Genomic DNA, 13,781 nt, shown 5'->3' on the forward strand with positions numbered 1-13,781 from the left:
TAATCCATAAGCCTTTACTCTAACTCAATAATATACATATTTGTGGGTTAAGGGATTAAGAATAAAAGATACGAGATTGAGGTAAAAGTATAGAGCACAAAATATACTTGGCATAGAGAGATAATTATATATAAAATGCATCGGTCAAGTAAAGGTTTTATCATTATTATCTCCTTTATTAAACTGTAAACTGTCTACTAATAGTAGGCAGTTTTTTTCATTTAGTGAATAAAATTATTATCATGTTAAAAATTACCATAATAATGAAAAATTATATGAAAAATAAGATTTATTTTTTATGTGTTATGTATATAAGTAAGAGAGATAAAAAAGGATTAAGGAGCAGTGGAAGAGAGTATAGAAGTATGTGAACATAAGTAAAAAATTCCCAAAAAAATGGTGTTAAACTATAAGTAGAGGATAAATTTGAGAAGGTGATTTCTATGAAAAGTAATATAAGAAGTCCAAATAAAAGAAAAACAGAAGACGACATTTGGAAAAATGCTCCTTTTGCAACAAAGTAAATTATTACAAAACTTACCACAAAATTATATTAAACAATAAAGCATAAAATAATAGGTTAAGAACAGGAGGAAATCAAATGAAGAAACAAATTAAAATTCATATTCCATATTTAATAAAAGAAATTTTCGAAAAGGTAGTTCGTATGGATAGTTTTGGTAATTATGTCTACGAAACGACATTGATATTTTACTGGAATGAGTTAGATTGCTTTGCAAAAAAGTTAGATTTCACCACTGCAGAAGAAAGTGATTCAATTAATGGTGAAATAATTGGACAAATCTCTATTTCAACAGATGGAGATAGTGCATGGAACCATATTGCTGCAAAAGAGTGGTTGAGGAAAGATATTGAGGATGAACTTTATAAAATGCTAATAAATCAAGGATATGAGCCTATTTTTATAAATCATGTTCAAGTATTTGGCTATAATGCTGATGAATGTAAGTGTACGTATTCTGCAATAATTTCTGATGAAACTGAAGTAAATGAATTTTTACACTATTACGATGAAAGTTATAAATACATTGCTAATTTTGATAATATCTATATTCTGACAGAACAAGAGGCAAAAATGTATGAGGGGTCAATAATACAAGGTTAAAGTTTTAATTAAGGACTGTATAAATAAATCAAAAGATTACCTTAGTCGTGTATTTCTTAGTGCATACCTAAACAGGTATGCACTTAATTATATGGATAATTTTAGAGAAGATAAGAGGAATTACACTAAAAACTGTTGAATAAATAAGGTAAGGTATATGGTTTTAGGGGTTAAAGGAAGATGGTATGTTTACAATTTTATACTTAAGCCTGTACAATTTTTTAAAAAAAAAGTATAATTAAAATATCGAAAAAGTGGACCAGAAAGAAGGAAAAGTATGGTTGAAGAGTTAGAATATAAATCCACAATTAAATCAAGACCATTCCTTTTTAGAGAAATGAAAAAGGCTGCAGAACTTATAAATAAAGGGTTTAAAGAATTTGAGATAAAAGAAAAGGCAAAAAAAGATAATATATTTCAGGTAAACACAGAAACGCGCAGAAGTGAAATTGCGTCAATAGTGCTGCAGAGATTAAAGGCTATTGATGATTTTTTGATTGAAAAAATAGTAAACGGTGATATAGAAACGAGCAAGCAGATAGTTATCTACTCTATTATGAAGACTGACAGATTATTCTTTGAATTTATGTATGAGGTTTTTAGAGAAAAGATATTGCTTCGGGATTTTACATTGCAGGATAAGGATTTTAATCTATTTTTTAATAGAAAGAAGGAGCAAAGTGAACGAGTGGCCTCATGGGATGACTACACTTTCTATAAATTGAAACAGGTATATATTCGTATCCTATTTGAGGCTGGTTTTATAAAAGACCAAAAAAAGGATAGGGAAATTGTTAAACCAATTCTTGAAGAAGAAGTGGTTCAGCATCTTAAGGAGATTGGAGACATAAAATACCTTAATGCACTGATGGGAGAGATATAAGTGAAAACTATTTATCAAAGGCTTGATGAAATCATACAGCGGATTACGAAAGAATCATTTAGAGAAAATACAGGGCTTGGGAATGAAATAGGATACTATATATTCGATTATGAACCAAGGTATGAAATGCTTGTAAGAGAGCATGTACGTTTTCTTATACAGAAGATTAATGAAGGAGACTATGGTTTTCACATAAAGGAATTTGACTTGTATGAAATAATGCTGGAACTTCTTGAGACAAAAGGTTATCTTGAGAAGAACTTTAAGATGGAACAGGTAAAGGGTAGTGAATTTGTATTTAATGCTACTAAAAGAGCATTAAGGCTTACTGAGAAAGATGACCTCATTATTCAATATATAAGGGATAGGGTAGTAAAAGGAGACGTAGTATTTATAACTGGTGTGGGGAAGGTATGGCCGATTATACGCTCACATACGGTATTAAATAACCTTCATCAGGTTTTGGACGAAGTACCTGTAATTATGTTTTTTCCGGGAGTATATGATGGACTTGAACTGGTACTTTTTGAAGAAATTAAGGATGACAACTATTATAGAGCATTTAAGTTAGTGGATAGATATTAGAGAGAATTATGCTCATAAATGGGGGAGGATTAAACATGTTAATAAAAGATATGTTTAAAAAACCTATTGATAGAGATATCAAGGGTGTTATTAAGGTAGGACAGGACGATGACAGCAATGTACAGCAGGAACTTGAAGAATATGTTGTCACGAGGGAACTGGCAAAGCATTTTGACACTTTCTTTGAAGCATACAAAAAAGGAATAGTAGGTACTACTGACAAAATGGGAGTGTGGATTTCCGGTTTCTTTGGAAGCGGTAAATCCCATTTTCTTAAAATACTTTCCTATCTTCTTGAGAACAGAGAAGTTGAAGGAAAAAGAGCAATTGAATATTTCAACGACAAGATACAAGACAAGGTGGTTCTTGCTGATATGAAACTGGCCGGGGACACTTCAGCCGATGTAATCCTATTTAACATAGATTCCAAGAGTGATTCTGATTCAAAAGCCAACAAAGATGCCATAGTAAAAGTATTTAATAAAGTATTCAATGAAATGCAGGGTTTTTGTGGCTCTATGCCCTGGATAGCAGACTTGGAAAGACAGATGGTAATAGATGGGGTATATGAGGATTTTAAAAAGACCTTTAAAGATATATCAGGAAGGGAATGGGTAGATGCAAGGGAGGATTTCTACTATGAAGAAGATGCCATTGTAGAAGCCCTGTCTAAAAGTACCAAGATGAGTCCTGAGGCAGCAAGGAATTGGTATGCAAAAGCAGAAGAAAGTTATACTTTAAGCGTTGAAAAGTTTGCAAGACGAGTAAGAGAATACATAGAAAGAAAAGGCAAGAACCACCACGTTATTTTCCTCGTAGATGAAATAGGACAATATATCGGAGATAATTCTCAACTGATGCTGAATCTTCAAACCGTTGTAGAAGATTTGGGAACTGAATGCGGTGGCAAAGCCTGGGTTATTGTTACAAGCCAGCAGGATATTGATTCTGTTACAAGAGTAAAAGGCAATGATTTTTCCAAGATTCAGGGCAGGTTTAATACCCGCCTTAGCCTTTCCAGCGCCAATGTTGACGAAGTAATCAGAAAAAGAATACTTCTAAAAGATGATGTAGTAAAGGATACATTAAAACTCCTTTATGAGAATAAAAATTCCATACTTAAAAATCTTATTACTTTCTCAGCAGATACGCCGGAGAAAAAGGTATATAAGGATAGTGAGGATTTTGCAGAATGCTATCCTTTTATACCGTATCAATTCAATCTTCTTCAGCAAGTGCTGACTTCTATAAGGATACACGGGGCATCCGGTAAGCATCTGGCAGAAGGGGAGCGCTCCATGATTAGTTCCTTCCAGGAGTCTGCCATAAAATATATGAACAGTGAAGAAGGAACATTAATACCCTTTTCAGCCTTTTATGATACCATTGAAGCCTTCCTTGATTCCAATATCAGGACGGTTATTATTCATGCCCAGGAAAATGGCAATTTGAATGATTTTGACGTAGAATTGTTGAAAGTTCTCTTTATGATTAAATATGTTAAGGAGATACCTGCAAACATAGAAAATCTGGCTACTCTAATGGTATCTCATATAGACGAGGATAAGATAGACCTCAAAAAGAAAATAGAAGAATCTCTAAAGAGGCTGGTAAAGGAAACCCTTGTCCAAAAAAATGGAGACCAATATATCTTCCTTACCCATGAAGAGCAGGATATTAATAGGGAAATAAAGAACATTAGTGTGGATTTGGGAGAGGTAATTCAAAAAATTTCCGAAATCGTCTTTGAGGAAATCTATCCAGATAAGAAATATAAATATTCTTCAAGGTACAACTTTAGTTTTAACCAGGTTGTAGACGATAGATTTTTCAGAGGCAATCAGGGAAATGATATTGGTCTTAAAATTATTACCCCCTATTATGATACTGGAGTAGAACTTACGGATAATGAACTAAAACTAATGACTATGAGGGAAAATAATTTAATTGTTAAACTTCCCAATGATACTACTTTCCTTGACGAAATGGAAGAAGTATTGAAAATTGAAACTTTCCTGCGTAGGAAAGGAGGAACTTCCCTTACTCAGAAGATTGAAGAAATCAAGGATAGAAAAAGAAGGGAACTTGTTGAGCGCAAGGAAAGGGTAAAATTCCTTTTGACGGAGGCCATCAAGAATGCGGACATGTATGCCAATTCCCAAAGGCTTGAGATTAAGTCAAAGCACCCTGTTGACAGGATAAATGATGGTTTCAAGGTGCTTATTGAAGGAATTTATACGAAACTTGGCTATATTACTCACTTTACTACTACCAAAGACTTATACGATATATTTGCAGATAATGAACAGATTACATTAAATGGTGTTGAAGCCCCAAATAAACTGGCTCTTGATGAAATGGCAGGTTATATTGAGAGAAATACAACAAGAAGTATTCCTGTAACCATGAAAACAATCCTTGGCATATATGGAAAAGCCCCTTATGGATGGCTTGAGGAGGATATTGAATGGCTGGTTGCCAAACTGTTTAAGGCACAGGAAATAAAACTGCAATTAAACAGCCAGTACCTTGATGTTCAGGATAGGGAGATTGTCAAATATCTTACCAAGAGGGATTATGCTGACAGGCTTCTTATTGAAAAGAGGATAAAGGTACCTGCACACCAGATTAGCAATGCGAGGGAACTATGCAAAGAACTGTTCAATATTACTGCTGTTCCATCTGACGAAGATGGACTTATGAGAAGATTTAAAGAACTAGCAAGGGATGAAATTGCAAAAATCAATGAATTGCTGGTTTATTACAAACAGTCCAAATATCCTGGACAGGATATTTTAGAGGAAGGAAAGAAAACATTAGAAAAGGTCTGCAAAATCAATGATGCAAAAGAATTTTATGATGAACTTCAAAGAGAGAAAGACATACTACTGGATTATGCCGATGATTCCGTAGATGTTAAAAGATTTTTTGACAGCAACCAGAAGGACTTCTTTGACAAGGCGGTTCACAAGATAAATGTATACAACAGCAACAAGACCTATGTATTGGATAAAGAAGTCATAGACCTGGTAGCACAAATGCAGAAAATTGTTGAAAGCCGTGAACCATATTCCGATATTCATAAATTGCCCGGCCTTATTGACAAGTTTGTGTCCAGGTTTACAGAACTGCTGGAAGAGGAGTGCAAACCTGTAAGACAGGTGATTGAGAGTGATTACAGCAAGGTTCTTGAGGAATTGGATAAGTACGAATTAAAACCTGTACTTTTTGACAGGTTCAAAGCCAGATTCGATGACCTCTTAAACAGGTTGGAGCGTGCCAACAACTTCTATGAAGCCATAGCAATGAAAGAGGAAAGTGACAGGCTTAAACTAAGGTGTTTTGATGAAATTGCTGAGGAACTTGCAAAAAGGAAGCCTGTTGAACCTCCAACAACACCTGAAGAACCGGACAAGCCAACAGTAAAAAACGACCCGCCGAGGAAGTATAAAAAGACAGTAAACATCAGTATTGCCAACATCCTGCATGGCGCAAAAAGTATTGAGAGTGAAGCGGACATAGAGGATGTTGTAAATGAAATAAGGAACAGGCTAAAAAGAGAGTTGAAAGACGACGTCATTATTAAACTTGTATGATGGAGGCATTGACATGGATAAAACAGCAATAAAAAATTTTGCAGTATGGGCGAGAAAAAAACTTATTGAAGATATAAAACAGAAGGCTTATGAGATAGGTATAACTGAGAAAGAAATAAAAGAGCCTGAAGTTTCTACATCAGATACAATAATAATAGGAGATAGGACCTTGAATAAGGCAGAAATGCAACAGAGAAAAAGTCTTGTGTCCCGGATAAGAGAAAAAGGATTTAACAATGTGATAGAGGAAGTGGCATATACTTGGTTTAACAGGTTTATTGCCCTGCGTTTCATGGAAGTCAATGAATATCTTCCTACAGGAGTCAGAGTGTTGTCATCCATTGAACCAGGCAAGAAGGAGCCGGATATTATTAAGGAAGCACTTAATATTGACCTTGATATAGACAGAGAACTAGTGTATAGATTGCAGGATGGCAATGATACTGAGACCCTCTACAGATATCTTCTTGTAAAGCAGTGCAATGCCTTAAAAGAAATCCTTCCGGGACTATTTGAAAAGATTGAGGATTACACTGAAATCCTTCTGCCTTCAAACCTCCTTGGAGAAGGTTCCGTTATAAGGCGGTTGGTAGATGACATACCTGAGGAGGATTTCAAAGACCAGGTGGAAATCATCGGTTGGATGTACCAGTATTATATTTCTGAGAAAAAAGATGAAGTATTTGAAGGTCTGAAAAAGAATATCAAGATAACCAAGGAAAATATTCCTGCTGCAACTCAATTGTTTACTCCTGACTGGATTGTTAAATATATGGTGGAAAACTCCCTAGGGAGACTATGGCTGGAAGGGCATCCTGATGAAGAATTGAAGAGCAAATGGAAGTATTACCTTGAGGAAGCGGAACAGGAACCTGAAGTTCAGAAACAGTTGGAAGAAATACGTGAAAAGTGCAGGGATATAAGACCAGAGGATATAAAAGTGTTGGACCCTGCTATGGGCAGCGGTCATATTTTAGTGTATGCCTTTGATGTGCTCTACGATATTTACAAGAGTGCGGGATATTCCGAAAGGGATATTCCAAGGCTTATTCTTGAGAACAACCTGTATGGACTGGATATAGACGACAGGGCGGCTCAACTTGCCTATTTTGCAGTTATGATGAAGGCAAGGAGCAAGAGCAGGAGGATATTCAGGGAAAAGGTAAATGTTAATGTATGTGCTATACAGGAAAGCAATGGCTTCTCTAGAGAGGCTATCGATTATCTTGTAAATTCTGAGGAAACCGAGATAGAGAAGCGGGTGCATAGGGAGGATGTAGAGTATCTTATTAATGTTTTCCATGATGCTAAGGAGTATGGCTCTATCCTTGAAGTAAAGCCTATTGATTTCGATGCTATTGAGAGAAGATTAGAAGAGATAAGGAATGGGGGAACCCAGGATTTATTTGAGTTTCAGTACAGGAATATAATACTTGAGAAGATACCGGCTTTGGTTAAGCAGGCAAGGATTATGAGTCAGAAGTATGACGTGGTGTGCACTAATCCGCCGTATATGGGAAGAAAAGGGATGGTAAGTAAACTAACAGCCTATTTAGATATAAATTATAAAGATTCTAAGAGTGACTTGTTTGCTGTTTTTATTGAAATATCCAGGAAATATACTAAATTGCTTGGTTATATATCAATGATTTGCCAACATTCATGGATGTTTTTATCAAGTTACGAGAATATTAGAAAGCAAATTATTAATAATTGTGCAATAGTATCGATGGTACATTTGGGTTCTAAAGCATTCGAAGAAATAAGTGGTGAAGTAGTTCAATCTACTACATTTGTTATAAGAAACTATGCAGTAGATTCTAAATCCGTATTTATTAGACTAGTAAATTTTAAAGATGCACTTGAAAAAGAAAGTAGATATTTAAATTCAATACAAAACCCTAAAATTTCTTATAGGTATGAAAATATAAAACAAAAAGATTTTAATAAAATTCCAGGTAATCCTATTGCATATTGGGCAAGCAATAAGGTTTTAAGCATTTTTGAAAACTATCCGCTTCTAAATTCTATAGGTGTTACAAGACAGGGTTTAGCAACTGGAAACAATGAAAAGTTTCTTAGGTTATGGTACGAAGTAAAAATGGAAAATATTTATTTTTACGCTAACGATAAAGATGAAGCAATCGCTTCAAAAAGAAAATGGTTTCCATGTAATAAAGGTGGAAGCAATAGAAAATGGTTTGGCAATAATTTATATGTTATTAATTGGGAAAATAATGGTTTAGATATAAAATCTTTTAATGGTTCGGTTATTAGGAATGAAAGTTATTACTTTCAAAGTGGAATTACTTGGTCTTCGCTTAGCACATCATTTTTAGCAATGAGATATTGTCCAAGGGGATTTATTTTTGAATCAAAAGGCTCAATGCTTTTTTTAAATGATATTAAATATATTTTAACAATTTTAGGATTATTAAACACGAAAGTTATTAATCACTTTATTGGAATGATTTCACCTACAATGGATTATCATGAGGGACCAATAGGTAGAATACCGGTTTATTACAAAATAATAGAAAGTGTAGAGAAATTAGTAGATGAAAATATTTTCCTTTCATCTACTGATTGGAATTCATTTGAAATTTCCTGGGATTTTCAAAATCACCCGTTATTCACCTACAAGGAAAACAGCACAACATTAGCACAAGCCTTCGATAATTGGGTATCCTTTTCGGAAAAACGGTTTAACCAGTTAAAATCCAACGAAGAAGAACTTAACCGCATATTCATTGAAATATATGGCTTGCAGGATGAACTTACACCTGATGTTGAAGATAAAGATGTGACAGTGCATAGGATTTATAATACTAAAGATGATATTCCGGAAAGTATGAAAGGTAGCAACTATGTACTAACAAGAGAAGATGTAATTAAGTCCTTTATCTCCTATGCTGTAGGCTGTATGTTTGGGCGATACTCAATTGACTCAGAAGGCCTTATTTACGCCGGTGGAGATTTTAAGGATAGGTGGAAGTATGAAGACGGGCAGTGGAAAGTAAGAAAGATAGTAAGAGATGAAGAAGGCAAAGTAGTTGAGGATACATGGGTAGACGCTACTTTTGTACCTGACATGGATAATGTCCTACCTATTACCAATGACGAATACTTTGAGGATGACATTGTCAGCAGGTTTATTGAGTTCCTCAAGGTTACATTTGGTGAGGATACTTTGGAAGAGAACCTCGATTACATTGCCGATACATTGGGAAGAAAGTCCTCTGAAACAGCAAGGCAGGCTATAAGAAGATATTTCCTCAAGGATTTTTACAAGGACCATGTACAGGTGTACCAGAAAAGACCTATCTACTGGCTCTTTGATTCTGGCAAGCAGGACGGTTTTAAAGCACTTATCTATATGCACCGATATGATGAGTTTACGGTGGCAAGGGTAAGAACCGACTACCTGCACAAATTGCAAAAATCCTACGAAGCGGAAATTAAGAGGCTGGATATTATTATCGATTCAAATGTTTCTCAAAGGGAGAAAGCCAATGCAAGAAAGAAAAAAGAAAAAATATTAAAACAGATGGAAGAGTGCTTGCAGTATGACCAGGTAATTGCTCATGTTGCAAACCAGAGGATAAAGATAGACTTGGACGATGGGGTAAAAGTAAACTATGCTAAGTTCCAGGGCATTGAAATACCGCAAGGTGAAGGGAAAAAACCGTTGAAAGCGGACTTGCTGGCAAAAATTTAGGGGAAAGAGTAGGTGTGCTATGGACCTAAAACAAATAAAAACATTGCTTGAAGACACATTTAATAAAGAATTAAGCGAAGGCGAAAAACGTCATATTGTTTTTTGGTATGACGATAACGGAGAATTCAAAGAAGATATAGATGAACTAAATCTTGAAAATGCCAAGATACTTAAATTAAACAATAATAATAATTTTTTTGTAAAATATCAATTGGAAAAAGCAGATACTGAATCCAATTATCTTATTTATGCACCTTTTGGAAAACCAAGTCCTAGAGAGAACTACTTACTGGATATATTAAAATACAGTATGGAATTTTCTACTGACAAGGCTACTGTCATCATGAGGGACTTAAATATTTCAGATGATAGTTTAAAAAGTACATTCAGGAAGTATATAAAATTCTTTAATAACAAGGACAGATATAGAATTTTCAAAGGGTATGAAATAGAAAGGTACACGGAAGAAATAGTAGATATGTCTGTGCTATCAGCATTATGCAGACTGCCTTATCCAGATTTTGACGAAGTTTTAAGGGTGCTTTTGATGGAAGAAGATTTGGAGAATAATAAGCACCTGGAGGCTATCGAGAAGTTTGGAAGATTAGATGTACTGTGGAAACTTGTTGATAAATATTATGGGTATAGTGATAATGAGCCTACTCTTGAGAAACTGGCTATATTCATGCTGGTTACAAATGTAGCATATTGCCTTAGCGGTGAATTGCCTGATACATGGAGAAAGTATGTTTCTTCAAGAAAGACTGACTGTGTAGTATTTTTGAGCAACTTCATGAACCACTCCCTTTACTCTGCTGCTTATGACAGGTTAGCAAACAGCATTGAAGGAAAACTGAAAGTACATGAATATATCGATAATTGGGAAATGGAGGACTATATCAACTGTGACATATTCAAAGCCTTTGATGAAGCAATTATAAGGAAACTTAAAGAGCAACTGCTATCTGATATAGGTGAGTTTGAAAGGTACAGGGATATTATCCAGGCCAGGAGGACCAAACACTGGTATATCTTTTTTAAATCGGAATATGAGTGTATCTACTGGGCAATAGAGTTATTTGACTGCTGGAAGGACGTTAGCCAGAATATACGGCAGTATACCCCTTTGGAGTTTGCTAAAAGATATGCGGAGCAATATTATAAACTGGATACTGCCTACAGAAAATTCTATACTTCTTTCGATAGACTGCAAAACAAGGAACTGCTGATGGAATTAAGAGATAAGGTTGAAAATACCTATGTTAACGGTTATCTCAATACACTCTCCATTAAGTGGTCCGACAGTCTGGAAACTTTAAACGGGAATTGGACAATTCCCGGTATGATTATGCAGAAAGACTTTTATAATGCGTACATAAAACCATTTAAAAATCGTAAAGAGAGGGTATTTGTCATTATTTCAGATGCGCTTAGATATGAGGTAGCCAGAGAGTTTTGTGATATGCTCAATAAAGAAAGGAAAGGTTCTACTGAGATTGTATATATGCAAGGCTGTATACCATCCAGCACTCGCCTGGGCATGGCATCCCTTTTACCTCATAAATCTATAACAATAGATGAGGATTATAAGGTATATGTAGACGGCATATCTTCAGAAGGAACGGATAACAGGAATAAAATTTTGAATAATTACAGCCAGGAATCAATAGCAGTACAGTTCACGGATGTTATTGATATGAAGCGGGATGATATGCGTAAAATCTTTGGCGGAAAAGAATTGATATATATATATCATAATACTATTGATGCCAGAGGGGACAATAACAAAACCGAAAGAGAGGTTTTTGATGCGGTAGAAGAAACATTTAAAGAATTAATGCTGTTAATAAATAATCTTGTAAATAATGTTACAGCAACAAATATCATTATTACTGCCGACCACGGATTTATATATAAACGTGGAAACCTTATGGAAAGCGATAAAATATCAAAAGGTTCTATTGAAGATGCTTATGAAAACAGACGTTTTGTATTAAGTACAAATGCTTTAGAATTGGATGGCACTTTAACCTTTGATATGGAGTATTTGCTTGGACCTGATACCAGCCTTAAATATATTTCTCCAAGGGGAGTAAACAGATTTAAAGTGCAGGGTACAGGAGCCAACTATGTACATGGCGGCACATCCTTGCAGGAGATTCTTATTCCTGTAATTAAGTTTAAAAATGATAGAAGTAAGGATAGTAAAAACGAAGTGACAAAAGTTGATGTAAAACTTACAAGTATAACCAGAAAAATAACCAACACCATATCTTATTTGGAGTTCTTCCAGACTGAGAAGATAGAGGATAAGCGTGTTCCATTGAGGCTTAAAGTATATTTTGTAGATGAAGAAAATAATCGGATATCAAATGAGAATATAATTATTGCTGACAGCAAGTCGGAAACTTATGAGGAAAGAAGTTTCAGGGAAAAGTTTGTATTGAAGAACAGAAAATATGATAAAACGAAGAAATATTATCTTATTATGGAAGATGAAGAGGAAACAGTAGAAAAGATATATGATAAAATACCGTTTATTATCGATATAGCAATATCCAATGATGACTTTGGGTTTTAACAAATGGTTGAAAGGAGGCCAATATGAAGAAGTATATTAAGAGGTTATTGGGAATAGATGAAATTCTGAAGAATATTGAAGAAATCAAGTCAGAAATTAAAAACCAACCAGAAGAGGAACAGGAACTAAAAAATTCATTACAGTTTGTAAATCCAATTGATAATAAACCATTTTTACATGTAGAGTCATTAATTGATAGTCCAAACAAGTACGAAACAAAAAGTTTAAGACCAATTGGTAGTTCTGAGAAGATTATGAGTCTCATGCAATATCTTCCTATAGTACAAACTGCAAAACAATCAGAGATGCTAAAGGGTGCTTATAAAGTAGTTTTTCCTGAAGGGGCAGTAGGAGAGTTAATGAGATATAAGAATGGAATGCTAGGTACTCCTTTAGTTAATAATGGCAAAATCGGAAATACTCATGCTGGTTTGGTTGAATTGCAGAATTTGTCGTTAACACCTGTAATGGTATTTACAGTAATATCCGCAATTACGGGTCAGTATTTTATGGCTAGAATAGATAAGTCTTTAGAAAGTATATCAAAGGATGTAAGAGAAATAATATCGATGTTTTTAGATGATAAAAAAGCGAAAAACAAGGCGATATTTGGTTTCTATACCTATATCAGAAATAATCTCAATATTATAATAAATAATTCTGATTTGAGAATTGCTACATTGACTAATTTGCAGTCTTATTTAGTAGAACTAAAACAAAATCTACTATTTTATGAAAGTACAATAAAAAGAAAGAATGCAGAATTAGACAGTATTATCAGCAATAATAGAACTACAGGTAAAAGAGTTAATGAGGTGCAAAAAGTTGAGATTGAGGTATCAGAATTGCTTGTTCAACAGCATATATGTTTTGAATTATTGTTAATAGGCAAGATGTATGAGATGCAGTTAGCCCAGATTTATGATGATGAATACTGCAATAACTTAATAGAAGATTTAAACATTCACTTTATAGATTCAGTTACGTTTAATAGAGATATTATTAATAAATATTCAGGGGTATTAGAACAAATTGAACGTAAAGCAATTATTAATAAAGATAAAGTATGGAATGAGAAAGGAGAATTTGATACTAACTTTGTAAAAAGGATGGAAGACTTTGAGAAGAGTGTAATAAATACAATTGATTCAGTAAGAAATCTAATATCCTTTAATAAGAGGGAGCAAGTATTTATCGTAAAAGATGAAGGATTGTATTACTTAGGAGAAGAAGTGTCTTAGGATTTATTAAAATATATTGTTCTACTATGTTAGGAATACAGAGTATAGTTA

At 34.2% G+C, this 13,781-nt stretch carries 7 protein-coding genes; all 7 read left to right on the forward strand.

Going from position 1 to position 13,781, the window contains the following annotated elements; genetic code table 11:
* Positions 1 to 601 precede the first annotated feature (601 nt).
* The 7 genes from CLOCL_RS01200 (at position 602) to CLOCL_RS01230 (ending at position 13,730) form a co-directional block, all read left to right on the forward strand.
* Positions 602 to 1,126 carry a hypothetical protein gene (locus CLOCL_RS01200; RefSeq protein ID WP_014253625.1) on the forward strand — a complete coding sequence of 175 codons (525 nt, stop codon included), beginning with the start codon at positions 602 to 604 and terminating at the stop codon, positions 1,124 to 1,126.
* 277 nt (positions 1,127 to 1,403) lie between these two features.
* The gene (locus CLOCL_RS01205; protein WP_014253626.1) at positions 1,404 to 2,009 is read left to right on the forward strand and encodes a DUF1819 family protein; all 606 of its coding nucleotides are present in this window, start codon (positions 1,404 to 1,406) and stop codon (positions 2,007 to 2,009) included.
* Complete coding sequence (locus CLOCL_RS01210; RefSeq protein WP_014253627.1) at positions 2,010 to 2,594, forward strand: DUF1788 domain-containing protein; 585 nt, start codon at positions 2,010 to 2,012, stop codon at positions 2,592 to 2,594.
* A 35-nt stretch (positions 2,595 to 2,629) separates the two neighbouring features.
* Entirely contained in the window at positions 2,630 to 6,190 is a 3,561-nt protein-coding gene (gene brxC / locus CLOCL_RS01215) for a BREX system P-loop protein BrxC (protein ID WP_014253628.1), read from the forward strand.
* Between the two features lie 13 nt (positions 6,191 to 6,203).
* Positions 6,204 to 9,908, forward strand: coding sequence for a BREX-1 system adenine-specific DNA-methyltransferase PglX (pglX, locus tag CLOCL_RS01220; protein WP_014253629.1), 3,705 nt, complete (start codon positions 6,204 to 6,206; stop codon positions 9,906 to 9,908).
* Between the two features lie 19 nt (positions 9,909 to 9,927).
* Positions 9,928 to 12,489 carry a BREX-1 system phosphatase PglZ type A gene (pglZ, locus tag CLOCL_RS01225; RefSeq protein ID WP_014253630.1) on the forward strand — a complete coding sequence of 854 codons (2,562 nt, stop codon included), beginning with the start codon at positions 9,928 to 9,930 and terminating at the stop codon, positions 12,487 to 12,489.
* 23 nt (positions 12,490 to 12,512) lie between these two features.
* Entirely contained in the window at positions 12,513 to 13,730 is a 1,218-nt protein-coding gene (locus CLOCL_RS01230; protein ID WP_014253631.1) for a hypothetical protein, read from the forward strand.
* Positions 13,731 to 13,781 lie beyond the last annotated feature (51 nt).

It is taken from the genome of Acetivibrio clariflavus DSM 19732 (assembly GCF_000237085.1).
Taxonomy (GTDB): Bacteria; Bacillota; Clostridia; order Acetivibrionales; family Acetivibrionaceae; genus Acetivibrio; species Acetivibrio clariflavus.